This window comes from Streptomyces sp. NPDC059788 (assembly GCF_042732265.1).
Taxonomy (GTDB): domain Bacteria; phylum Actinomycetota; class Actinomycetes; order Streptomycetales; family Streptomycetaceae; genus Streptomyces.
This window is the reverse complement of the sequence record NZ_JBHWHY010000042.1, coordinates 33,382-58,215: the sequence shown is the minus strand read 5'-3', so window position 1 is coordinate 58,215 and position 24,834 is coordinate 33,382. Positions and strand designations below refer to the sequence as shown.

Annotated in this window: 14 protein-coding genes; 5 read left to right on the top strand and 9 right to left on the bottom strand. The window is 70.6% G+C overall.

The genetic code is table 11. The annotated features are described in order from the left end of the window. Positions 1-100: 100 nt before the first annotated feature. The 4 genes from ACFV57_RS31325 to ACFV57_RS31310 all read right to left on the bottom strand — a co-directional run bounded on the left by ACFV57_RS31325 (position 101) and on the right by ACFV57_RS31310 (position 5,731). Positions 101-2,368 (bottom strand): ATP-dependent RecD-like DNA helicase, encoded by a 2,268-nt coding sequence (locus ACFV57_RS31325; protein ID WP_385239118.1) that lies wholly within the window; start codon positions 2,366-2,368, stop codon positions 101-103. A gap of 242 nt (positions 2,369-2,610) precedes the next feature. After that, positions 2,611-3,486 carry a sugar phosphate isomerase/epimerase family protein gene (locus tag ACFV57_RS31320; protein WP_385239116.1) on the bottom strand — a complete coding sequence of 292 codons (876 nt, stop codon included), beginning with the start codon at positions 3,484-3,486 and terminating at the stop codon, positions 2,611-2,613. Further along, complete coding sequence (locus ACFV57_RS31315) at positions 3,483-4,583, bottom strand: dihydrodipicolinate synthase family protein (protein ID WP_385239114.1); 1,101 nt, start codon at positions 4,581-4,583, stop codon at positions 3,483-3,485. Before ACFV57_RS31315 ends, ACFV57_RS31320 begins: the two co-directional genes overlap by 4 nt. Continuing rightward, on the bottom strand, positions 4,580-5,731 hold the full coding sequence (locus tag ACFV57_RS31310) for a Gfo/Idh/MocA family protein (protein WP_385239112.1): 1,152 nt from the start codon (positions 5,729-5,731) through the stop codon (positions 4,580-4,582). Before ACFV57_RS31310 ends, ACFV57_RS31315 begins: the two co-directional genes overlap by 4 nt. A 225-nt stretch (positions 5,732-5,956) precedes the next feature. Between ACFV57_RS31310 and ACFV57_RS31305 the strand changes: the two genes are divergently transcribed. The 5 genes from ACFV57_RS31305 to ACFV57_RS31285 all read left to right on the top strand — a co-directional run bounded on the left by ACFV57_RS31305 (position 5,957) and on the right by ACFV57_RS31285 (position 12,647). Continuing rightward, a complete protein-coding gene (locus ACFV57_RS31305) occupies positions 5,957-7,207 on the top strand; it encodes a LacI family DNA-binding transcriptional regulator (protein ID WP_385239110.1) in 1,251 nt (416 codons plus the stop codon). Positions 7,208-7,250: 43 nt separating this feature from the next. Continuing rightward, complete coding sequence (locus tag ACFV57_RS31300; protein ID WP_385239108.1) at positions 7,251-8,210, top strand: GNAT family N-acetyltransferase; 960 nt, start codon at positions 7,251-7,253, stop codon at positions 8,208-8,210. 29 nt (positions 8,211-8,239) lie between these two features. Then, positions 8,240-9,046 carry a sugar phosphate isomerase/epimerase family protein gene (locus ACFV57_RS31295; RefSeq protein ID WP_385239179.1) on the top strand — a complete coding sequence of 269 codons (807 nt, stop codon included), beginning with the start codon at positions 8,240-8,242 and terminating at the stop codon, positions 9,044-9,046. 749 nt (positions 9,047-9,795) lie between these two features. Beyond that, the gene (locus ACFV57_RS31290) at positions 9,796-11,625 is read left to right on the top strand and encodes a glycoside hydrolase family 3 protein (RefSeq protein ID WP_385239106.1); all 1,830 of its coding nucleotides are present in this window, start codon (positions 9,796-9,798) and stop codon (positions 11,623-11,625) included. A 392-nt stretch (positions 11,626-12,017) separates the two neighbouring features. Continuing rightward, positions 12,018-12,647 (top strand): hypothetical protein, encoded by a 630-nt coding sequence (locus tag ACFV57_RS31285; protein ID WP_385239104.1) that lies wholly within the window; start codon positions 12,018-12,020, stop codon positions 12,645-12,647. Between the two features lie 110 nt (positions 12,648-12,757). Here the strand turns inward: ACFV57_RS31285 and ACFV57_RS31280 are convergent, their stop codons facing one another. From ACFV57_RS31280 to ACFV57_RS31260, 5 genes are all read right to left on the bottom strand, one after another. Continuing rightward, positions 12,758-14,182 (bottom strand): S28 family serine protease, encoded by a 1,425-nt coding sequence (locus ACFV57_RS31280; protein ID WP_385239102.1) that lies wholly within the window; start codon positions 14,180-14,182, stop codon positions 12,758-12,760. Between the two features lie 280 nt (positions 14,183-14,462). After that, positions 14,463-18,425, bottom strand: a complete 3,963-nt coding sequence (locus ACFV57_RS31275; protein ID WP_385239100.1) for an ABC transporter ATP-binding protein — start codon at positions 18,423-18,425, stop codon at positions 14,463-14,465. A gap of 165 nt (positions 18,426-18,590) precedes the next feature. Further along, entirely contained in the window at positions 18,591-19,838 is a 1,248-nt protein-coding gene (locus tag ACFV57_RS31270; protein ID WP_385239098.1) for an esterase-like activity of phytase family protein, read from the bottom strand. Between the two features lie 94 nt (positions 19,839-19,932). Continuing rightward, a complete protein-coding gene (locus ACFV57_RS31265) occupies positions 19,933-21,573 on the bottom strand; it encodes a penicillin-binding transpeptidase domain-containing protein (RefSeq protein WP_385239096.1) in 1,641 nt (546 codons plus the stop codon). Positions 21,574-21,825: 252 nt separating this feature from the next. Beyond that, a complete protein-coding gene (locus tag ACFV57_RS31260; protein ID WP_385239094.1) occupies positions 21,826-24,756 on the bottom strand; it encodes a discoidin domain-containing protein in 2,931 nt (976 codons plus the stop codon). Between the last annotated feature and the right edge of the window lie 78 nt (positions 24,757-24,834).

Here is a 24,834-nt window from a genome sequence, read left to right as displayed (position 1 = left end):
CGTTGTGCCTCTTCTTCGAGGTGCCCTGACTGCCTATACCTTCCCCCATTTGGACCTTGGCTGTGCACTCGGGGTCGGCCATAGGGCCTCCGGGCGGCACTCAGTGCCGCTTCAGATGCCCATCCTGCTCCCCTTCGCCCCGTTTGGGGAAGAGGTGACCACGCACCGCGCCGACAAGTCGGTGACGCAGTCCGGTCCACCTCCGACCGGCGGATACGGTGCGTACAGCCTGGCCCAGAGCCTTGCGCGAGCCGACCAGCACCACCAGTTTCTTTGCCCGGGTGACGGCCGTGTAGAGCAGGTTTCTCTGCAGCATCATCCAAGCGCCGGTGGTGACCGGAATCACCACTGCCGGATACTCGCTGCCCTGGGAACGGTGGATGGTCACCGCGTAGGCGTGCGCCAGCTCGTCCAGCTCGTCGAAATCGTACGAGATCTCCTCGTCCTCGTCCGTGAGCACCATCAGCGACTGCTCATCACTGTTGATCTTGGTGACGACGCCGACCGTGCCGTTGAAGACTCCGCTGTGACCCTTCTCGTAGTTGTTGCGGATCTGCGTCACCTTGTCGCCTACCCGGAACACCCGGCCCCCGAAGCGCCGCTCCGGCACATCGGGCCGGGCCGGGGTGAGGGCCTGCTGGAGGAGTCCGTTCAGCGTGCCGGCGCCGGCCGGACCGCGGTGCATGGGGGTGAGCACCTGGACGTCCCGCCGCGGGTCCAGGCCGAATTTCGCGGGGATACGGCGGGCGACCACGTCGACCGTGACCCGGCCGGCTTCCTCGGAGTCCTCCGAGGCGAAGAGGTAGAAATCGGTCATCCCCTGCACGATCGGCAGCACACCCTCGTTGATGCGGTGGGCGTTGGTGACCACGCCGGAGTGCTGGGCCTGGCGGAAGATGCGGGTGAGGCGTACGGCCGGGACCGGGCAGTTCTCCGCGAGCAGATCGCGCAGCACCTCGCCCGCCCCCACCGAGGGAAGCTGGTCCACGTCCCCCACCAGAAGGAGGTGGGCTCCCGGCGGCACCGCCTTGATGAGCTTGTTGGCGAGGAGCAGGTCGAGCATGGACGCCTCGTCGACCACCACCAGGTCGGCGTCGAGCGGTCGGTCCTTGTCGTACGCGGCGTCCCCGCCCGGTTTGAGCTCCAGCAGGCGATGCACCGTGGACGCCTCGACGCCCGTCAGCTCCGAGAGGCGTTTGGCGGCCCGGCCCGTGGGAGCCGCGAGCAGCACCTTCGCCTTCTTGGCACGGGCCAGCTCCACGACCGAGCGGACTGTGAACGACTTGCCGCACCCCGGCCCGCCGGTGAGGACGGCGACCTTCTCGGTGAGCGCCAGCCGTACGGCGGCCTCCTGCTCGGGCGCCAGCGTGGCACCCGTCCTGCTGGCCAACCAGGCCAGAGCCTTGTCCCACTCGACGGTCCGGAAGGACGGCATCCGGTCCTCGTGCGTCCGCAGCAGCCGTAGCAGCTGCGCCGCGAGGGAGATCTCGGCCCGGTGGAAGGGGATCAGATAGACGGCGGTGATCGGGTCGCCGCCGTCCGGGGACGGTACGGCCTCGCGGACGACGCCTTCCGGGTCCGCCGCCAGCTCGGCCAGACAGTCGATGACCAGCCCCGTGTCGACCTGGAGCAACTTGACCGACGCGGCGATCAGGTCCTCTTCCGGGAGATAGCAGTGCCCCTGGTCGGTGGACTGCGAGAGGGCGTATTGCAGGCCCGCCTTGACGCGCTCCGGACTGTCGTGCGGGATGCCGACGGCCTGCGCGATGCGGTCGGCGGTCAGGAATCCGATGCCCCAGACGTCGGCGGCGAGGCGGTATGGCTGGTTCTTGACGACGGAGATCGAGGCGTCGTCGTACTTCTTGTAGATGCGCACCGCGATGGAGGTGGAGACGCCCACCCCCTGGAGGAAGATCATGACCTCCTTGATGGCCTTCTGCTCTTCCCAGGCGTCGCCGATCAGCTTCGTGCGTTTCGGGCCGAGGCCGGGCACCTCGACGAGGCGCTTCGGTTCCTTCTCGATGACGTCGAGGGTGTCCAGGCCGAAGTGCTCGGTGATGCGGTCGGCCATGACCGGGCCGATGCCCTTGATGAGGCCGGAGCCTAGGTAGCGCCGTATGCCCTGGATCGTGGCGGGCAAGATAGTGGTGTAGTTCTCGGCGACGAACTGCCGCCCGTACTGCGGATGGGAGCCCCAGCGGCCCTCCAGTCGCAGCGACTCCCCCGGCTGGGCACCCAGCAGCGACCCGACGACAGTGAGGAGTTCGCCGGAGCTGCCCGTGTCCACACGGGCGACCGTGTAACCGGTCTCCTCATTGGCGTAGGTGATCCGCTCCAGGACCCCTTCGACCACGGCTGGAATGAACATGAACCGACCGTACCGCCAGGCTCCGACATCGCGTTCGGGCCTGTGGATAACTCGGCGGAGGCCGCTGCGGCAGACACTTCGAGGGGCCCGGTTCGATGACCGGACCCCTCGATTCCCCCTCCGCTCGGCCCCCTGATCCCCCCTCGGATCCCCCCGGTTCCCTCTCCCCTCGGGAGCCTGACGACAAGTACGACCCACCCGGCCCGGGAACGGTTGCACGGATTCGGTGCGTTATCTCATCGTTACCTGACGTGCATGACGTGGGCGTCGAACCGCTGGAGAACCTCGGCGAGCACCTCGGCACCCGGCCGTTCCCACAGCGCCGGATTGAAGATCTCGACCTCGATGGGCCCCCGGTATCCGCAGGCGTCGACTTGCTCGCGGAACCATCGCAGGTCCACCACGCCGTCGCCGAGTTGACCACGCCCGAGCAACACGCCGGCGGGCAACGGCGTCACCCAGTCCGCGACTTGGAAGGCCGCGATCCGGCCCCCGGCGCCCGCACGTCGGATCTGTGAGCCGATCGTGTCGTCCCACCACAGGTGGTACGTGTCCACGACCACGCCCACCCACTCGGCCGGGAACCGCTCGGCGAGGCTCAGGGCCTGGTCGAGGGTGGAGACGACACAGCGGTCCGCCGCGTACATGGGGTGCAACGGTTCGATAGCGAGCCGTACGCCCGACTCGGCCGCGTACGGCATGAGTTCACCCAACGCGTCGGCGACCCGTTCCCGGGCGCCGTGCAGGTCGCGGCTGCCCGACGGCAGTCCTCCGGAGACCAGGACGAGAGTGTTGGTGCCGAGGGCGGCTGCCTCGTCGATGGCGGCCCGGTTGTCGGCCAGCGCGTCCGCGCGCTCCTTGGGGTCGAGGGCTGTGAAGAAACCGCCGCGGCACAGACTGGTGACGGTCAGGCCCGCATCCCGTACGAGCCGGGCGGCAGCGGCCACTCCGTACTCCTGCACCGGAGCGCGCCACAGGCCGACGCCGCGTACTCCAGCTGCGGCGCAGCCGTCGGCGAGCTCGGGCAGGGACCACTGTTTGACGGTCTGTTGGTTGATGCTGAAGCGGGGAGAGGGTGCGTCTCGGCCTGCCGATCTGTTTGGAGGAGAGCCGCTCATGCCACACCTCCGTACACCGACGTCAGTTGACGCATACGAGCCAACGCCAGGTCGGGGTCTGGGAACAGGCCGATGCTGTCGGCCAGTTCATATGCGCGCTTCAGGTGAGGCAACGAGCGCGCGGACTGGAGACCGCCCACCATCGTGAAATGGGTCTGGTGTCCCGCGAGCCAGGCAAGCAGGACCACGCCGGTCTTGTAGTAACGCGTCGGCGCCTGGAAGAGGTGGCGGGAGAGGGAGACGGTCGGATCCAGCAGCTTGCGGAAGCCGGCCGTATCACCGGCGTCGAGAAGGCGTACGGAGTCGGCCGCCAATGGAGCGATCGGATCGAAGATGCCCAGCAGGGCGTCGCTGAAGCCGTGAGCGTCGCCTGCGATCAGCTCGGGGTAGTGGAAGTCGTCGCCCGTGTAGCAGCGCACCCCGTCCGGGAGACGACGGCGCAGCTGGATCTCGCGGTCGGCGTCCAGCAACGACACCTTCACGCCGTCCACCTTGTCGGCGTGTGTGGTGATGATCTGCAGAAACGTCTCGGTCGCGGTGTCCAGGTCCGTACTGCCCCAGTAGCCCTGCAGAGCAGGGTCGAACATCGGGCCGAGCCAGTGGAGAATCACCGGCTCGGCGGCCTGGCGCAGCAGGCTTCCGTAGATGTCCATGTACGGTTCCGGGCCAGCGGCTACCGCGGCGAGTTGCCGGGAGGCCATGACAACGGCCTGCGCGCCTGCCCCCTCGACAAGCGTCAGTTGCTCCTCGTAAGCGGCACGAATATCGGCCAGGCTCACCGCTGCCGCGCCCAGTTGGTCCGTGCCGGCGCCGCAGGCGATGCGCCCGCCCACCGCAACCGCTTCGGCGGCAGAGCGGCGGATCAGCTCGGCCGCCGCGGGCCAGTCGAGGCCCATGCCGCGCTGCGCGGTGTCCATGGCCTCGGCCACGCCCAGGCCGTGCGACCACAGATGATGGCGGAAGGCCATGGTGGCGTCCCAGTCGATGACAGCAGGGCCGTCGGGGGCGGTATCGGCGAACGGATCGGCGACCACGTGGGCGGCCGCGAAGACGGTACGGGAGGTGAGCGGCGCCGCGGGGTATGAGCTCGCGTTCATCGCCGCAGCTCCGGCACGTCCAGGCGGCGGCCTTCCGCCGACGACCTGCGCCCGAGTTCGGCGAGCTGGACACCACGCGCACCCGCCGCCAGGTCCCAGCGCCAGGGCTCGTCCCGTACGACGTGGCGCAGGAACAGTTCCCACTGCGCCTTGAAGCCGTTGTCGAAGTCCGCGTTTTCCGGGATCTCCTGCCACTGGTCGCGGAACGGCTCGGTTGCCGGGACGTCCGGATTCCAGACCGGTTTGGGCGTCGCGGCACGGTGCTGGACGCGACACCCGCGCAATCCCGCGACGGCGGAGCCTTCCGTACCGTCCACCTGGAACTCGACCAACTCGTCACGGTGGACCCGCACCGCCCACGAAGAATTGATCTGCGCGACGATGCCGCCGTCCAGTTGGAAGATTCCGTACGCCGCGTCGTCCGCGGTGGCCTCGTAAGGTGTGCCGTTTTCGTCCCAGCGGCGCGGCACGTGGGTGGTGATCTGCGCCTGTACGGTCCGGACGCGGCCGAAGAGTTCGTGCAGGACGTACTCCCAGTGGGGGAACATGTCGACCGCGATGCCGCCGCCGTCCTCGGCGCGGTAGTTCCAGGACGGGCGCTGCGCCGGCTGCCAGTCGCCTTCGAAGACCCAGTATCCGAACTCGCCGCGTACGGACAGGATGCGGCCGAAGAAGCCGCCTTCGACCAGGCGGCGCAGCTTGAGCAGGCCAGGGAGGAAGAGCTTGTCCTGCACGACGCCGTGCTTGACGCCGGCTTCGTCGGCCAGGCGGGCCAGCTCCAGCGCGCCGTCGAGGGCGGTGGCGGTGGGCTTCTCGCAGTACAGGTGCTTCCCGGCAGCAATCGCTTTCTTCACGGCCGCCTCACGCGCGGCAGTGACCTGGGCGTCGAAGTAGATGTCGACGCTGTCGTCGGCGAGCGCCGCGTCCAGATCGGTGCTCCAGTGATCCAGGCCGTGGCGTTCGGCAAGCGCCCGCAGCTTGTGTTCGGTACGGCCCACGAGAATCGGTTCGGGCCAGATCACCGTGCCGTCACCGAGGTCCAGGCCGCCCTGTTCCTGCAGCGCGAGGATGGAGCGCACCAGGTGCTGGCGGTAGCCCATGCGCCCGGTCACGCCGTTCATGGCGATACGTACGGTCTTGCGTGTCACGGTCCGGCCCTTCCTTCTGGAGACCTCGGCTCGCGTGGCGGGCGCTCTGGTGGAGCGGCGGCGCGTACGGCGAGCGGATGACGGCGGATGACAGCTCATGACAACGGTGGGACATCCGACGGTGAGCGCGGACCAGAAACGGATAGTAAGCGCTTTCCATCGCGGGAGAAGCTAGCCTGCCGTGCAAGGCAAGGACAAGGGGCACGACAGGGGGCGGGTCGACCGATGGCGGTGACGCTGGCGGATGTTGCGGCGCGGGCGCGGGTTTCGACGGCGACCGTCTCGCGCGTACTGAACGGCAACTACCCGGTCGCCGAGAACACCCGCGCTCGCGTACTGCGCGCCGTCACGGACCTGGAGTACGTGGTCAACGGCCCGGCCAGTGCGCTGGCCGCCGCCACCTCCGACCTGGTGGGCATCCTCGTCAACGACATCGCCGATCCGTTCTTCGGAATCATCGCCTCGGCCGTACAGTCCGAGATGAGCGGCGGCGCGGGGCGACGGACTGCGGGCGGAGCAGGCACCCGAACGGGTGACGGCGATACGTACCACCGTCCCGGGAGCGCGTACGGACTCGTACCGGCCGACGAAAAACTGGCCGTGGTGTGCAACACCGGCGGCTCTCCGGAGCGCGAACTCACCTACCTCACGCTGCTCCAGCGCCAACGCGCGGCAGCGGTCGTTCTGACCGGTGGCGCCGTGGAGGACCCGGATCACGTCGCGGCCGTCTCGGCTGCGCTGGCGCGGCTCGCCGCGGCCGGCACCCGAGTGGTGCTGTGCGGGCGTCCCCCCATGAGGCCGGAAGCCCGTGGGGCCGAGGCCGAGTCGGTCGCGGGCGCGCGCCCCGTCCCCGGAGCGCCCGATGCCCGGGACGCCGCCACGGGAGCACCGACTACTTCCTCCTCCGTGCTCACTTCGCCCGCCGCCCCCTCCCCCGTCACCCTCGCCTTCGACAACCGCGGCGGCGCCCGACGCCTGACCGAGCACCTCATCGCCCTCGGCCATCGGCGAATCGGGTACGTCGCGGGACCGGCCGGCCGTACCACCACCCGCCACCGCCTGGAGGGCCACCGTGCCGCCCTCGCCGGGCACGGCATCCCCGACCCGGCCCACCGCACCGTCCACGGCGCCTACGACCGCTCCGCCGGTTACGACGCCGCTCTGGAACTGCTGCGCCGCGACCCCTCCTTGACGGCCGTGGTCGCGGCCAATGACACCGCCGCGCTCGGAGTGTGCGCCGCCCTGCGCGACCAGGGCCTACGGATACCCGGCGACATCTCCGTGGCGGGCTTCGACGACCTGCCGTTCAGCGCGGACGCGGCCCCGGCGCTCACCACCGTACGGCTGCCGCTCCAGGAAGCCGGCGCGCGGGCCGGGCGGCTGGCGATGGGGCGCGAGGCATCGCCGCCGGGGGAAGTCGCCACGATTCGCGCCGAATTGATGGCGCGCGAGTCGACATCCGTACCTTACTCTTGACTCAGTCAACCTTGACTGAGTCAACGGTAGGACGGGGTGCGCCATGGCAGGCCCAGAGGTCCAGGAGATCCGCAGGTTCAACCGCTTCTACACGAACCTCATAGGCGCCCTCGACTACGGCCGCCACCTCTACACCCCGTACACCCTCACCGAGGCCCGCGTCCTGTACGAGGTCGCCCACTCTCCCCGTGTGGACGCCGCCGATCTGCGCACCTCGCTCTCCCTGGACGCGGGCTACCTCAGCAGGCTGCTCACCAGATTCGAGGAGAACGGGCTGATCACCCGCGGTCCCTCGGAGCGGGACGGTCGGCGGCAGCGCATCAGGCTCACCGAGCACGGCCGTGCGACCGCGGAAATTCTGGAAGAGCGTTCACGCGGCTCCGCGAGAACGCTCATCAAGCACCTCACCCACTCGGACCGGGCGCGGCTCACAGAGTCCATGGCGACCGTGCGGGAGCTGCTCGGCGACACGGCGCAGCGCCCGGAACCGGTGTTGCGGCTCCGCACCCAGGAGCCCGGCGACCTCGGCTGGATGGTGCAGCGCAACGCCGTTCTGTATGCGCGGGAGTACGGGTTCGACCTCACTTACGAGGCGCTGGTGGCCCGTATCGTCGCCGAGTACGCCGAGCGTTACGACTCGCGCTGGGACCGCACCTGGCTGGCCGAACTGGACGGCGAGCGGGTGGGCGCGGTCATGTGCGTACGAGATGGCGTCGAAGCGGCCGCTGAGCTGGCGGACGGGGCGCCACCCCGTACAGCCCGGTTGCGATTGCTCCTCGTCGAGCCGGAAGCGCGCGGGCACGGCGTCGGCCGGGCGCTCGTGTCCGCCTGCGTCGACTTCGCCCGCGAGGCCGGTTACCGCGAACTGGTCCTGTGGACGAACTCCGTCCTGAGCGCGGCCCGCGTCCTGTACGAGCGCGCGGGCTTCGAGCTGGTCGCCGAGAGGCCGCACCACAGTTTCGGCAGGGATCTCGTCGGACAGGACTGGCGTTTGCCGCTCTGATCTGTGTTCACATGGTTCTCATGAGCGATATGCGATATGCGTTCTCGACACTCGGAGTGCCCGGGATGCCGGTGGGCGAGGTCGTGCGACTGGCGGCCGGCGCCGGATTCGGTGGGGTGGAGCTGCGGGCCCACCCCGAGGAGCAGGTGCATCCGCGCATCGGGCTGCATGAACGGGCAGCGGTACGTCAGCAGTTCGCCGAAGCCGGTGTGGAGATCTTGGCGGTATCCGGGTACGCACGGGTGGCCGCGGCCCATGACGAGCGTGGGGAAGAGGAGCTGGCGGCGGAGCTGACGGAGCTGGTTGTGTTGGCTTCGGATCTGGGAGCGAAGTTCGTTCGGGTGTTCCCCGGCGGTGGTGACCGGCCTGCCGGGGAGGCCGATGCGGACGCGGCCCGGCACTTGGCGGCGGTCGCACCGTTCGCGGCGGAGCGGGACGTACGCGTTCTCCTGGAGACGCACGATTCACACCCCCGCGGTGCCGACGCGGCGCGGATTCTGGGGCCTGTGGGCCACCGGCACATCGGCGCGCTCTGGGATGTGCTCCATCCGTGGCGGGCCGGCGAGGCTCCGGCCGACACGTTCGCCGCGCTCTCTCCGTATCTCGGATTCGTGCAGGTCAAGGACGTTGCCTCGGCCGAGGACACCACTCCCCTGCCGCTCGGCGCCGGCGCGGTCCCTCTGGCCGACTGCATCGGTGAACTCGCCCGCGCGCAGTGGGACGGCTGGCTGTGCTGGGAGTACGAGAAGCGGTGGTACCCGCGGGCCGACGACCTGCCCCGAATGCTGAGCGCGGGGCGCGAGCACCTGGAGCGACTGGTGTCGGCGGCGTCTTAAGGCTCGCGGTCTCCGCGGCTCCGGTGCGCCCGCGTTCGTTTGCCGCGCGCGGGTTTATGGCGTCCTGTCGGCGCAACTGCGACGCGCCGCGTAGAGCGGCACTCCATGGACGTACCTGGGCGTAGTTGGACGTAATCGGATGCTCTCCGGCGTACGCAGGCTTACTCGGTGACGCCTTGACACCGCCTGTGTCCGCATCAACAGCACATCCCCCCACATCCGTACCATTTCCCGTAATCGCGCCGAACCGGGGAACCCACCCGAGCCGCCGACCGTCAAAACGGTGTGCTGTATGACCCCGCAGAGCGGTGTCGGCCTCGCTGCTGGCTGCGTTGCTGACCACCCTCTCCGCCGCCTGCGGCCGGCAGCACCCGCCACCGGTGCACCCCCCTCCAAACGCGCCGGTGGCGGATCACCGGCACGCGGCGTCACCGTGCCCGGTCGCGCGCGGCAGCTGCGCCTGCCTGCCTTCGTCACGCGCGTCCTCTGCGGGCGCGCTCTCTGCGAGCACGTTGTCCACCAGCGCGACCACTGTGAGCGCGCTCGCTTTGGGCTCGTCACCTCGGTACGCGTCTCTGCGAATGCGCTTCCCGTACGCGCTTTCTCCGTACGCGTCGCATGGTCCCCCGACTGGCAGAGCCGCCGAGCATTGACCGGCAATACTTTTCCGACTATCCGTGACTTCTTGGAAGTTTCCTTCACGTCGCCGGGGCAGCACTCGGCGAGGAAGCCCTCCGGAAGGAGCGCAGATGCACTCCAGACGTACCGTCCTGACCACCGCCGCGGCCGCCGCCTGTGCCATGGGTACGGGCGGCGCCGCCGTTCACGCCGCCACTTCCGGCCCGCGCGCCGCCGGGGCCTCCCACGCCGGCGCCCGTACCCGCGCGGCCCGGCTCGTCTCCCGGATGAGCCTGGAGGAAAAGGTCGGGCAACTGTTCGTGATGCGGGTCTACGGGCACTCCGCGACCGACCCGGACCCGGCCGACGCCGAGGCCAACCGCAAGGAGATGGGCGTCTCCAACGCCGCCGAACTGATCGCCAAGTACCACCTCGGCGGCATCATCTACTTCGGCTGGGCGCACAACACCCGCGAGCCCCACCAGATCGCCGACCTTTCCAACGGCATCCAGCGGGCCGCCGCCGACCAGCGCCTCCCCGTACCGCTGTTGATCTCCACCGACCAGGAGCACGGCATAGTGGCACGGATCGGCGCGCCCGCCACGCTCTTCCCCGGCGCGATGGCGCTCGGCGCCGGCCGCTCGCGCGAGGACGCCCGTACGGCCGGCCGGATCGCGGGCGAGGAGCTGTACGCGATGGGCATCCGGCAGGACTACGCGCCGGTCGCCGACGTGAATGTCAACGCCGCGAATCCGGTGATCGGCGTACGGTCCTTCGGCTCCGATCCGAAGGCGGTGGCGCGGCTGGTCACCGCCGAGGTGCGGGGCTACCAGGACGCCGGGGTGGCCGCGACGGCCAAGCACTTCCCCGGTCACGGCGACACCGACACCGACAGCCACGTCGGCCTGCCCTACATCCGCCACACGGCCGAGGAGTGGGAACGGCTGGACGCACCACCGTTCCGGGCCGCCATCGCGGCCGACATCGATTCGATCATGACGGCGCACATCGTCGTGCCCGCCTTCGACGCGAGCGAGGACCCGGCCACGCTGTCCCGCCCGATCCTCACCGGCATCCTGCGCGAGCGCCTCGGTTACGACGGCGTGGTCGTGACCGACTCGCTCGGCATGGAGGGCGTGCGGACCAAGTACGGCGACGCCCGGGTACCGGTGCTCGCGCTCCAGGCGGGCGTCGACCAGCTGCTCAATCCGCCGGACATCGCCGTCGCCTTCGCGAGCGTGCTCAAGGCGGTACGGACCGGTGAGCTGAGCGAGCGCGCCGTCGACGAGAAACTGTTCCGCATCCTGGGGCTCAAGGAACGCCGGGGACTGTTCGACGATCCGTACACGACGCACCGGGCGGTGGACCGTACGGTCGGTACGCGGCGGCATCTGGCCACGGCGGACCGGATCGCGGACCGCACCACGACGCTGCTCGTCAACGACGGCCGGCTGTTGCCGCTGTCCCGGCGGGCGCAGCCGCGTCTGCTGGTGGTCGGCGCCGACCCGGCGTCGCCGTCCGGGACCGGCGGGCCACCGACCAAGGTGCTCGCAGAAACCTTCAAGCAGCTGGGTTTCACAGCAGCCGCGCTCTCCACCGGCACCGCACCCACCCGGGAACAGATCGACCGGGCTGTGGAGGCGCTCCGTGAACACGACGCGGTGGTCGTGGCGACGTACAACGTCACGTCGTCCTCGTCGCAGCGCGCCCTGGTCGACGCGCTGCTGGGCACCGGCAAACCGGTCGTCCAGTTGGCGGTGCGCAACCCGTACGACATCGCGCAGCTCAGAGACGTACGGGCGGCACTGGCCAGCTATTCATGGACGGACGTGGAACTGCGTGCCGCGGCCCGGGTGATCGCCGGGCGGCGCGACCCGGAGGGGAAGCTGCCGGTTCCGGTGATGCGTGCCGACGCGCCGGGGACTGTTCTCTATCCGGTCGGGTACGGGCTCTCGTACTGAGCGGCCGACAGGGCCGGGCAACCGGCGTGGGGCGGAGTCGGGGTGCGCGTCCGGCGAGCGGGATGCGCACCCGTACGGGGCGTCGGGCCCTGGGCGCGGGGCTACGGAATCGGCCTCCGTACAGTGCGCGCGTGACACCTGTAGGTCCGCGCGTGGCCCCGTACGGCCCGCGCGCGACTCCTGTACGACGCGCGTGAGTCCCCCATGCAGCCCGCGCGTGACCCTCGTACGGCTATCGAGTGGCCCCCGTACGGCCCTTGTACCGCCGGCCTCGGAGCAGTTCGTACTGCGCGCCCCGTACCTCGTGCGCAATGCGTCCGTTACGCCTGGCGTGCGCCTGAATGGGCGGGTCACGCTGGTGTGCACGCACCGGGGAACGCAGGGGGGCCGCGATGCGCGGGTTCAGGGGGCACGGCGGGGGCGCGCTGGGCTGCGCGATTGCAGCTCTGCTGCTCGCCGCTCTGACTGCATGCCAGCGCGAGGGCGGTGGCACGGCGCCGGACAGGAATGCCGGCGCGACAGCCGCGTCACCGACTCCGGTGGTCACGTTTCTCGCCCGAGGCACGTGCAGCACCCGGGGGCGCGCCGTCTTCCACCAAGTGTCCTGTCGAAGTGAGAAGGCCGCGGCCCTGGTGCTGGCCCGGTACGACGGCCCGCAGGCGCAGGGCCCGCTGTGCCCGGAACGTACGGACTTCGTCCTGCACATCAGCGAACGCCGGCCGGACTCCGACGAGAACGGCGACGGTGCCGTTCCGCAGGGCTACGCCTGTATGCGCAACCTGGAGGCGCCGCATCCGGGGGACCCGGGCGGGGGCGGCGGGCCGCGCACCATCGTCGGGGACTGCGTCCGCCCGCTGCGGCAGGGCGAGGTGAAGGAGACGGCCTGCGACGGTACCGGGGCGCGGGCGCCGCGGTTCAAAGTGACGGCCGCGGTCCGCGCCCGTTCCGTCTGTCCGGCCGACACGGATTTGTACGTACAACTTGGCGGCGGGGCATCGATCGGGTGCGCCCGCCGCCTGTGATGTGTCGGTGATGGACCACGACCGAGGGCGAGCGTGATCCTTCAGCGTGGCCCTTCAGGCCGGGGCCGACCCGTGGGTCCCGGGCCGGCCGGCCTCTTAACCGTTTTGCGTCACGGGCGCAGCATCTGCATCTTCTGCGTGTCGTCCCGCTTGTCCAGCTTCTTGTTGAACGGAGCCAGCGGAGCGGTCTTGGCACCCTGCGGCGCGTCGACGCCCGCCCAGTCGAGCAGCGCCTCGGTCGCCTCCTTGCGGTCGGCCTCCCGCAGCTTCGCGATGTTGGAGCCGTGGTTGCCGCCGGGGACCTTGAAAACGTACGAGTCCTCGGAGCCGGAACCCAGCCGGAACGGCTCGGAGCTCCACGGGTCCCACTCGCCGTTCACGAACATCATGCGCTCGGCGTGGTGGCGCACCCAGCGGTCCACGTCGGGCATCGCGTTCTTGTCGAAGCTCATGGGGATGTCGCGCGGCACGAAGGAACGGGAGTTGTTGATGCCCGGGTAGCGCAGCAGGTCCTTGAGGTGGTCGTACTTGTAGCCGGGCTCACCGAGCTGGGTGCCCGCCTGGTAGTAGTACGGGATGTTGGTCTCAAGGCCCTGGTCGGTGTAGCTGTTGAAGCCGCCGACCTTGTCGATCCACTTCCACAGTTCGTCCGTGGTGGCGGTCTTCTTGGGCACCTCGGCGCAGGCGGTGGCGGCCGGCTGGTACTGCCAGAAGCCGAATACCAGGTCGGTGACGAGGACTTCGTAAGCCTTGTCGATGTTGCCGACGAGGTTGAAGGTCTGCTTGTTGTCCTGCGCCCACTTCGCGTAGCGCTTGACGATCTCGCCGCGGCGCAGCAGCGCCTCGCGCTCCACCGCCGCCAGGTCGGCGCGGCACTGCGCCGTGCCGACGTTACGGAAGAACCGGTCGTAGGCCGAGTCCTCCTTGTTGTTGACGTCGTTCGGCGCGACGTAGGCGACGGTGCCGTCCATGTCGTCCGGGAAGAAGCGGCGGTAGTACGTCGCGGTCATGCCGCCCTTGCTGCCGCCGGTGGAGATCCAGTTCTGGTCGTAGATCCGGTGCAGCGCCTTGAAGATGCGGTGCTGGTCGTTGGCGGCCTGCCGGATGTTGAGCTTCTTCCAGTCGGCGGGCTGGGGCCGCGACGGCGTGAAGTAACGGTATTCCATCGACACCTGGTTGCCGTCGATGATCTGCGTCGGCTCGCTGCGCCGCACGTCCGTGCTGACGTTGTAGCCGGAGGTGAAGAAGACCGTGGGCCGGTCGACGGACTTGTGCAGCAGGGTCAGCCGCTGCTGGAAGGTCCCCTTGGAGGGGTGCTGGTGGTCGATCGGCTGGGTGTAGTTCAGGACGAAGAAGCGGTAGCCGTCGACCGGCTTCTCCTGGACGAGACTCATCCCCGGAATCTTGAGAATCCGGTCCTTGATGTCGGTCGCCTTCGGCTTGGCGGCGGTGGCCGCGGTCGCCGACGCCGTGCCCGCGCTCGCCGTGCCTATGAGCACCGCGAGAGACAGCAGGCATCTGATGGCCTTGCGCATTGCACCCTCCCCTTGGGATAGCAAAGGTCGGGGTGAACCTATCGGCGCGACAACGGTCCCACCAGCCCCTTCTTTTCGCGGGGCCGGTGATCCGCCGTCACGGCGACCGACAGTGCCGTCGTCACGACGTTCGGCGACCGACACGGTGCGGTGACTCCTCACGGCCGGTTCCTCACGGCCTCCGGTTGCTAGCGGCGGCGGGCATCGAGCAGCCGCCGCCACAGCGGCAACCGCCAACGGATCACTGCAGCCGCCGGCGACCGGCCACCGCCGCCGTCCCTCAGGCCGCCACCGGCTCCTCCTCGCCCGTGAACGTGCGCCACAGTTCGGCGTACCGGCCGCCGCGGGCCAGGAGTTGCGCGTGGGTTCCGTCCTCGGCGATCCGGCCGTTGACCAGGACCACGACCCGGTCGGCGCGGGCCGCGGTGGTCAGACGGTGGGCGACGACGAGCGTCGTACGGCGTCCCGCCAGCCGGTCCGTGGCCTCGTTGACCGCGGATTCGGTGGCCAGGTCGAGGGCGGCGGTGGCCTCGTCGAGCAGCAGGATGTCGGGATCGACGAGTTCGGCGCGGGCGAGCGCGAGCAGTTGGCGCTGTCCGGCGGAGAGGTTGCGGCCGCGTTCGGCGACCTCGTGGAGGTAGCCGCCGTCGAGCCCGGCGATCATGTCGTGCGCGCCGACCGCGCGGGCCGCGGTCTCCACTTCGGCGTCGGTGGCGTCGGGCCGCCCGTAGGCGATGGCGTCGCGGACCGTACCGGCGAACAGGTAGGACTCCTGGGGTACGACACCGAGGCGGTGCCGGTAGCCGGTGAGGTCCAGTTCGCGCAGGTCCGTGCCGTCGACGCGGACGGCGCCCGCGGTCGGGTCGTAGAAGCGCGCCACCAGTTTGACGAGGGTGGACTTGCCCGCGCCGGTCTCGCCGACGAAGGCGACGGTCTGCCCGGCGGGGATGGTCAGGTCGATGCCGGACAGCGCGGTGGCGTCGGAGCCGAGAGAACCGGGGGCGCTGCCGGCCCCGGCGGAACCGGAACTGTCAGCGGAGACGGAGCCGTCAGCTCCAAAACTCCCGGAGCCCGTGCCGTCCACGCTGCCCGCGCCATTCGCAGTGTCCGCGCCATTCGTGCTGTCCGCGCCGCCCGCGCCCCCGTACCGGAAATGCACATCCTCGAAGACGATTTCGCCCGCCAGCTCGCCCACCGCGCGCGGCTTCGCGGCCTGCGGCGTGGTGGTCGGTTCGCGCAGCAGTTCCTGGATGCGGCCGAGCGAGACGGCGGCCTGCTGGTAACCGTCGAAGACCTGCGAGAGCTGCTGTACGGGGGCGAAGAAGAGGTCGATGTAGAGGAGGTACGCGACCAGGGCGCCCGCGGTGAGCGTGCCCTCGCCCACCCGGCCGGCGCCGACGATCAGGACGAGCGCCGCGGCGACGGAGGACAGCAGCTGGACGAACGGGAAGTACACCGAGATCAGGAATTGTCCGCGGACGCGGGCCGCGCGGTAGGCGTGGCTGCGCTCCGCGAACCGGTCGGCGCCGCTGCGTTCGCGGCGGAACGCCTGCACGATGCGCAGTCCGGCGACGCTCTCCTGAAGGTCGCCGTTGACGACGCTGATGCGTTCACGGGCCAGTTCGTAAGCCTTCACGCTCTGCTTGCGGAAGAAATACGTACCAATGATCAGCGGTGGAAGGGTGGCGAAGACGACCAGGGCCAGCTGGACGTCGATGACCAGGAGCGCGACGAGTATGCCGAAGAAGGTCAGTACGGAGACGACCGCGGTGACCAGGCCGGTCTGCAGGAACGTGGACAAAGCGTCCACGTCCGTCGTCATCCGGGTCATGATCTTGCCGGTCAGTTCGCGCTCGTAGTAGTCGAGGCCGAGGCGCTGGAGCTGCGCGAAGATCTTGACGCGCAGCGAGTACAGGACGCGTTCGCCGGTGCGGCCCGTCATGCGGTTCGAGCCGACCTGGGCCACCCATTGGGCAAGCACGACGAAAAGGGCCAGGCCGGCGGCTGTCCAGACGCCCGCCAGTTGCGCGCGCCGTACGCCGTCGTCGATGCCGTGCCGGATGAGGACCGGGAGCAGCAGTCCGGCCACGGCGTCCACGGCTACCAGTGCGAGGGCGACGGCCAGCGGTCCGCCGAAACCGTGCAGGAGTCGCCGCAGACCGTAGGACTTCTCGGGGCGGGCGGCCCGCTCCTCGTCGATGTCGGGGGTCTCGGTCGCGGGAGGGAGGGCGGCGACCTGGGCGAGGAGTTCCGGCGTGGCGGGCATGCCGGGGGCGGCATCGGAGGATCCGGGGGCGTCGGGTCCGGTGCCCGCTTCCTTGCCGGTGCGGTCGCGGCCCCACAGGTCGGGGGTGATGCCGTCGACGCGGCGGTCGGGCGCGGTGCCGTCGACGCGGCGATCCGGCGTAATGCTGTCGGGGGCCGCGTTCGCCAGGTCGCGTTGGGCGCCCGCCGGGCCGTGTTGCGCCTCCGCCGGATCGCCTTCGGTGCCGCCCAGTTCCTCCGGGTCGGTCAGCAGGCGGCGGTACAGCTCGCAGCGGCTCTCCAACTCCTCGCGGGTACCGATGTCGACCAGTCGGCCGCCGTCCAGGACGGCGACGCGGTCGGCGAGGGCGAGTGTGGAGGCCCGGTGCGCGATCAGCAGCGTCGTACGGCCGGCCATCACGCCGCGCAGCGCCTCGTGGATCTCGTGCTCGACCCGGGCGTCGACCGCGGAGGTCGCGTCGTCCAGGACCAGCAGCCGCGGGTCGGTGAGGATCGCCCGCGCCAGCGCGACCCGCTGGCGCTGTCCGCCGGACAGGGTCAGGCCCTGCTCGCCGACCTCGGTGCCGTAGCCGTCCGGGAGAGCGGATATGAAGCCGTCGGCCTGTGCGGCACGCGCGGCGATACGTATCTGCTCGTCGGTGGCGTCCGGGGTCCCGTAGGCGATGTTGTCGCGCAGGGAGTCGGAGAACAGGAAACTGTTCTCGGGTACGAGGCCGATGGCCGCGCGCAGCGATTCGAGGGACAGGTCGCGTACGTCCTGGCCGCCGACCAGGACCCGGCCCGCGGTCACGTCGTAGAAGCGCGGCAGCAGCAGCGAGACGGTGGATTTGCCGCTGCCGGACGTGCCGACGACGGCGACGGTCTCGCCGGGCTCGATGCGCAGCGAGAAGTTTTCCAGGACGGGGCGGCCGTTGCCGTAGCCGAAGGAGACGTTCTCGAATTCGACGGTGGCGGGCACCTCGGCGGGCAGTTCGCGCGCTTCCGGGCGCTCCTCTATGAGGGGCTCGGTGTCGACGAGTTCGAAGACCCGCTCCACACCGGCGCGCGCCTGCTGCCCGACGGTCAGCATCATCGCGAGCATCCGTACGGGCGCGACGAGCTGGGCGAGGTAGGTGGAGAACGCGACGAAGGTGCCCAGAGTGATCTGTCCGTTGGTGGCCAGCCAGCCGCCGAGCGCCAGCATGGCGACCTGCCCGAGGGAGGGCACGGCCTGGAGGGCGGGGGTGTAGCGGGCGTTGAGCCGTACGGTACGGAGCCGGCCGGCGAAGAGGCGGCGGCTGACCGTACGCAGTTTGCCGGCTTCCTGCGCCTCCTGGCCGAAGCCCTTGACGACGCGGACACCGGAGACGGCGCCGTCGACGACGCCCGCGACGGCTGCGGCCTGCCCCTGCGCGTACCAGGTGGCCGGGTAGAGACGGTCACGGCTGCGCTGGGCGATGAACCACAGGGCAGGCGCGACGGCGAGCGCGACGACGGTGAGCAGCGGGGACAGCACCACCATCACGACCAGGGAGATCGCGAAGAGCAGCACGTTCCCGATCATCATCGGCAGCATGAACAGCAGGCTCTGGATGAGCTGCAGGTCGCTGGTGGCACGGCCGATGACCTGCCCGGTGCTCAGCTCGTCCTGCCGGTGCCCGTCCAGCCGCGCGATCGAGCGGAACATGCGCGTCCGCAGGTCGTGCTGTACGTCGAGCGCCAGCCGTCCGCCGTAGTAGCGGCGGACGTACGTCAGCGCGTAGACGGCGAGCGCGGCGACGACCAGGAGGGTCGCCCACGGCGCGAGCGAACGCTCATGGCTGACGATCACATCGTCGATGATCAATTTCGGGATGAGCGGGACGAGGGCCATCACGCCCATTCCGGCGAGTGACGAGCCGAGTGCGAGCAGTACGTCCTTCTTGTACTGCCAGCACAGGCGCGTCAGCCGCCGCGCCCAGCCGCCCCGTCCTGATGGATCGCTGCCCGTCCCCGTCACGCGCTGCCTCCCGCGTCTCGTCGTTCACCAGGAGGCTGCAACGCCGTGGGCAGCGGATTTCATCCCGCTGCAACAATTCGGGGCGGCGGTTCGTGGACGCGATGCCGGTTCGTGGGGGGCGGCGGAGGCCAGTGGGCGGGGCGAAGGCCCGTGGACGGGCGGGGGTCAGTGGCCGCCGGGGCGCACCGTCAGGGCGTACAGGCGCGTGATCTGCTTCGGGCTCTCGTTGTCGTCGCTGACCAGCAGGAGGCGCAGCCGTCCGCCGGAGGCAGTGCCGGTGATCGTCATGCCCTCGATGTTGTCCAGCAGCGGATTGGCCTGCGGCTGGTGGTTGGGGGCGCCCAGGGAAGGGCAGGCGCCGAGATCGGCGAGGAGCTTCTTGCGGGCGGCGCGTACGCCCTTGCCGCCCGGCAGCTTCGCGACGCCGCTGACGTCACTGGCCCGGCGCGGGTCGGCGAGGTAGAGGCGCACGGTGTTGCCGACGCCGGCCGTGAAGCCGCGTTCCAGGACGAGCAGCCGGCCGTCGGGGAGGGCGGCGATCTCGGAGACGCCCAGTCCGGCGTCCATCGGGTACGCGTACTGCCTGCTCAGCCGGTACGGCGCGGAGCCGGAGCCGCCGCTCTGCCGCTGCCAGGTCTGGAAGCGCAGCAGTGGTCGGCCCGCGGTGTCCTTGCCGTCCCCGCTGAGCTGTCCTTCCATGGCGGCGGTCAGGGTGCTGCCGCCGGGCTTGAGCGCAAGGCCTTCGAAGGTCTGGTTGGCCTGGGCCCGTCCGGCCGGTTCGACGCGCAGCGCGTCGGGGACGGGCAGCCGCCCGAGAAGCGCGCCGGAACGGTCGTAACGCCGCACCGCCGGCTCCGTCTCCGAGGAGACGAGATAGGTGCCGCCCGGTTCGACGGCCAGGCCCTCGGCGTCGAGAACCGCGCCGCGCTCGTCGTTGATCTTGGTCGTCCGTACCGGCCGGTGGCTCCGTCCGTCCAGGCCGATCAGCACGGAGCGGTCGGAGAGGGCGGCGATCGAACCGTCGGTGTCGCGGGCGAGGGCGGAGAGGTTGCCTACGAAGGTGCCCTGGAAGGTGGTCTTGTCCAGGGCGTCGGAGTAGCGGTCGAGGGAGACGGACGGGGAGCAGGCGTGGCCGTCCGCGGCGGAGGGACGATCGTTCCCGCCCGAAGCCCGATCACCTGAAGCCTGACCGCCCGAATCCTGGCCGCCCGTGTCCGAGGGCGCGCCGCTTTTGCCCGTACGTGCCGAAGCGGCGGACGTGCGCGGTCCCGCGGCGTCCCGGTCCGAGGCGGTCGAGGCCGGGGCGGCCGGGTCCGGGGCCGCCGACGGTGCCCCCTCCGCGCACGCCGTCAGACAGCCGGCGGCCAGCACTGCTGCGGTGACACGGACAACAACCGCGGAACGTACGCGCACGAGGGGTCCTCCCGTTCGTCGACACCCGGGGCAGGCGCGCCCCGGGATGCGGGCAGGCCCCGACGCGGGCACGCCCCAGTGTCGACCCTTCCCCTCAGCGGCTCGCCGCGAGCACTCTTCGGACAATCGGTCCCGCCGCGTCGCCGCCATGCCCACCCTGCTGCACGACGGCGGCCGCCGCGGCGTCGTTGCGGTAACCGAGGAACCAACTGTTGGCGTCGCCCTGGCCATCGGCCTCCGCCGAGCCGGTCTTCGCGCCGATGTCGCCGCCAAGCCCGGCCATCGCCCGCGCGCCGGTGCCGCTCACGGCCGTACGCCGCATCATGGCCCGCAGTTGCGCGGCGACCGAGGGCGGCAGGGCCCGGCCGGCGCGGGCGACCGGGCGGCCGTCCAGCTCCGGGGAGACCAGGATCGGCTGGGAGAAGTACCCGGCCTTGGCCGTGGCCGCGACGGACGCCATGTTCAACGGGTTGGCCTGGATGCGGCCCTGGCCGATGAGCGCCGCCGGGGTGTCCGCCCCGTCGCTCTGCGGCACGCTGCCGTCGAACGTCGGGATGCCGACCTTCCAGTCCAGGCCGAGGCCGAAGACCTGCTGGGCCTCGTCGCCGAGGTCCGTGCCCGAGATCCGGTCGGCCAGGCCGACGAAGGCGGTGTTGCAGGAGCGCGCGAAGCTGTCGGAGAACGTGCCGCCGTTGATCTCGAACATGCCCTGGTTGTGGAAGGAGCGCCCGCCCGCCGAGGCGTACTTCGGGCATTCCACGCTCTTGCCCGCGGAGACCAGGCCCTTTTCCATCAGCATCGCGGCCGTGACGACCTTCATCGTGGAACCGGGCGCCAGCCGGCCCTGGAACGCCGCGTTGAACTGGTCGGCCCGGTTGTTGGCCACCGCGAGGATGTCCCCGCTGCCCGGCTTGACCACGACGACCGACGCCTCGCGGTAGCCCTTGACGGCTGCCTCGGCGGCCCGCTGCACGTTCGCGTCGAGCGTCGTACGGAGCGTCGCGGCGCGGCCCTTGACGATGGTGTGCAGCGTCGCGCCCGGCTCGCCGCCCTCGCTCACGGCGCGTACCTCGATGCCTTGGACGCCGCCCGCCTTCTCCCCGAAGCTCTCCCGGAGCGCGGGCAGTACGGTGCCGAGCGACGGCAGGTCGGCGGCTTCCAGCTCGGTGCCGTTGCGGTCGACGGCCTTGACGGGCGGCGCGCCGTCGGAGCCGGTGCGCAGGCTTTCGCCGTGCCGCAGCGTCGGGTGGAGTACGGCGGGCTGCCAGTCGACGAGGGCCTTGCCGGTGGTCTTGCCGCGCACGACGCGCAGCGCGGAGTCGTACGCCCACGTCGAGTGCTGCGCTCCGTCCTTGCCCACGGCCAGCTCGGCGGTGACGTGGAACGCAACCTTCGTTCCGCTGCTCCGCCCGACCTCGAAGGTCACCTTCGACACCATCGCCTCGTCGCGGTAGCCGGTCAGGCCCTGGCGCGCGCCCGCGGCGTTGTCCGTCAGGAGGGCGGCGGTCTCCGTGTCGCCCTTGCTCCAGGCCGCGAGAAAGTCGCGCGCCGTGTCGCGCACTTCGTCCTCGGACGGTGGGCCGGTGGGTCTGGACGCGGTCGTACCGGCCGAGGCGCCGGATGATCCGGAGTCCCCGCCGGCGAACGCCTCGTAGACGTTGTACGCGCCCACGCCGGCCACACCCACCATCGCGGCGAACACCCCGCCGACCACGTACTTCACACCCGTACGCACAGTTCCCTCCCCAGGTCAGACACACCGTGCGTGTCCGGACACTATGTGACGGAAGCGGTCACGGATGTCTCATTCGGGGGACGGATTGGTCACTTTCGGTCCAGACCAATGACTTTGTCAGGGATCTCGCCAGGGAGGGGAAAGCCCGGGCCCAGGGCCCCAGGGCCGAAGCCCCAGGGCCCTGGGCCGGGCCGCCTCAGCCCTCCCGGCCCTTCTCCCGCCTCTCCCCCGCCTCCCCTTCTCCTACTTCTCCTACTTCTCCTGCACCTTCTGCACCGTCAGCTCCGCGAGACCGGGACGCCGGCCGTCCTTCGCCGCGTCGGCGCCGTGCACCGTGAGCCGCACGTAGCGCGCTGTCGTACGTCCGTCATATCCGGTGCCGTACCAGTGCTTGCCGTCCATCGAGACCTGCGCCAAGTACGAGGTGGGCTCGCCGCCCTTCCAGTGCGGAGCGATCTGACCGATGCGGGAGGGCTTGCCGAGGTCGACGGTCACGCTGCCGTCGGGGCCGTCCGGCACCCAGGAGGTGGCGGCGTTGCCGTCCACCGCCGCGCCCGCGTACATGCCGGGCTCTTCGGACGTGGCCCGCGCCGTACCGCAGCGGGCCGCGTTGTCCGTCTCGGCCAGGTCGGGCCGGCGGGTCTTGAGCGTCAGCGGCACGCTCCGGCTCACCACCCGCTCGCCTTCCGGCGACTCGACGCGCATCGGCGCTCCGGCCGTCAGCCGTACCGTCGTGCTGTGCGCGCCGATCTCCACGTCGTACGTACGTCCCTGCCAGCGCAGCCCGCGCAGCGTGACGCCGTCGGACAGCTGCGGCGGCAGCATCGGGTCCAGGCGCACCCGGTCCTCGCGCATCCGCAGGCCGGTCAGCCCGTTGGTGAAGGTCTGCAGGAATCCGCCCTTGCCGGTGAGGAAGTCCTGCGCGGGCGATCCGGCGTGCGGATCTCCGGCGCCCGCCTTGTCGCCGCGCGCCTCGGAGAACTGGTTGAAGGCGCCGCGGACGAACGGCCTGATGGAACGCATCATGTACGTGTACGTCGAGCAGCCCGGCTCGCCGGCTCCGGCGGCGGCGATGGCGTGCACCGAGTCGGTCATGGCCGGGCCGTCCGGGTCGGTGAGCCCGGCGTAGTGGTCCAGCGTGTTGACCTTGGCGCGTTGCGACATCGGCCATTCCAGCGGGTACATGAGCAGCACGGTGTCGGCCTGCTTGATCGTCGTGTTCCGGTACCCGTCGTACTGCTTGAAGATCTCGTTCTTCGCGTCGTACGGGATGCGGATGCGGTCGGCGATGTCCTTCCAGGCGGCGGGGGCCGGGCGGCCGAGGAGCGCGGCGGCGCGTCCGGCGTTGCGCAGCGCGGTGACCGCGCCGGCGTTGGTGAAGACGCCGTCGTCGACGCCGTTGCTGTACTCGTCCGGCCCGGCCACGTTCTTGATCGAGTAGCTGCCGTCGGCGTTACGGGTGACGCGGGACGCCCAGAATTCCGCGATGCCCTTCATCACCGGCCAGCCGCGTTCGCGCAGCCAGGCGGTGTCCTTGGTGGCGAGGTAGTACTGCCAGGCGGCCAGGGACACGTCGCCCATCAGGTGGTTCTGGGTCTTGCAGTGCGGCGGGTCCCAGCTGTGGCACTCGTTCCACAGGTCGCCGTTGCTGCCGCTGGTCCACGGGTAGAACAGGCCCTTGTAGCCCAGCTTCTTCGCGTTGGCGGCGGCTCCGGCGCGGGTCCGGTAGCGGTAGTCCACGATGGACCTGGCCAGCTCCGGGCGGGACGCGAGCAGGCTCGGGTACATCCAGGTTTCGGCGTCCCAGAAGATCTCGCCCGCGTAGTTGTCGCTGGTCAGTCCGGCCGGGCTGATGCTGTCGCGGCTGCCGGCCCGGGTGCTGGAGAGCAGGCCGTACTGCGCCGCGCGCGCCCACGACCGCAGATCCCGCTGCCCTCGTCCGCTTCCGCGTACTTCGACATCGCTGCGCCACAGCTTCTGCCAGGCGGCGGCGTGGTCCCGGTACAGGGCGTCCCAGCCCCGGTCAGCGGCGCGCCGGGCGGCTTCGGTCGCGGCGGCGCGCGGGGTGCGGGAGGTGAGGGCGGTGTCGACGCCGACGTACTTGGTCAGCTCGTAGGAGCGTCCGGCCTGTACGGGGAAGGTGGTGCTCTGCTGGTTGCCCAGGTCCTTCGCGGCTCCGGCCCGCTGCGTCGTCGCATGCTGCGAGCGGACCTGGCGGCCGGGGCGCAGGGTCGAGGCGACCGCGCCGTCCGTCTTCGTGCCGTCCGTACGGAAGGTCACGTCCATCGTCCGGTCGCCCGGCCGCGCGCCGCCGCCGGTCTGCGACATGCGGCGCGCGCCGCGTCCGTCGAGGCGGTCGGTGACCGTGGCCCGGCCGGCCCAGTGCGGCGTCATGCGCAGCCGTACGGCGCCGGTGTGCGCGTTGGCGCGGTCCGCGAGCACGTCGTACACGAGGTCGGTGGCGCGGCCGTCGGCGGCTGTCCAGGTCAGCGACGTACGGACCAGGCCGCAGCGGATGAACTGCGTCTGGCGGTAGTTCGAGATGCGGCCCGCCGGGGTGGCCGAGTCGAAGGTCTGGGGGTGGTCGCCGGTGGCGGTGACGTCGAGGCCGGTCCAGGTGGGGAGCGCGGCGATGGCCTGGCGGCCCTTGAGGTTCTCCGGGCCGCGCGCGTACAGGCCGGAGACGAAGGAGCCGTCGTAGCGCGGCGTCTTGAGCGGCCAGCCGGTCGTCTCGCCGGGAGCCGCGTATCCGGTGCCGTTGGGGGCTATTCGCTGGCCGAGGTAGCCGTTGCCGACGAAGGCGTGGTGGCCGTCCTTGGGGGCGATGCGGGTGGCGGTGGGCGTCCAGCCGTCGCCGTCGTCCGCGTTGGAGTGCGTCCCGGCGGCGGCGTTCGCGCTTGAAGGCTCCCCGCCGGTGGCCTTGCCGGAGGCCTCGCCGGCAGATTTCTTACTGAGCCGTTCCAAGTCCTGCGGCGCGCAGGAGGCAGTGGCACCGGGCGGCTGGGCGGACCGGGCGGTGGTCTGCGCCGCCTCGGACGGCGCCTCAGAAGACGCCGCGTACGCCGCCTCGGAGGCCGCCGTGGCGCGCGGTGCCGGTGTGGTTGCGGACGCTGATGCCGGTGGCAGCGTCGTGACGAGGGCCCCAGCGAGGAGCGGGGCGATCAGTTTGGCCGAGTGTGTCATCGGTCTCCGTCGCAAGTGTCCGACCGGTGCCGTCCATGCCGTACAGCATCACGGACAACACCGAGAACATCACCAACA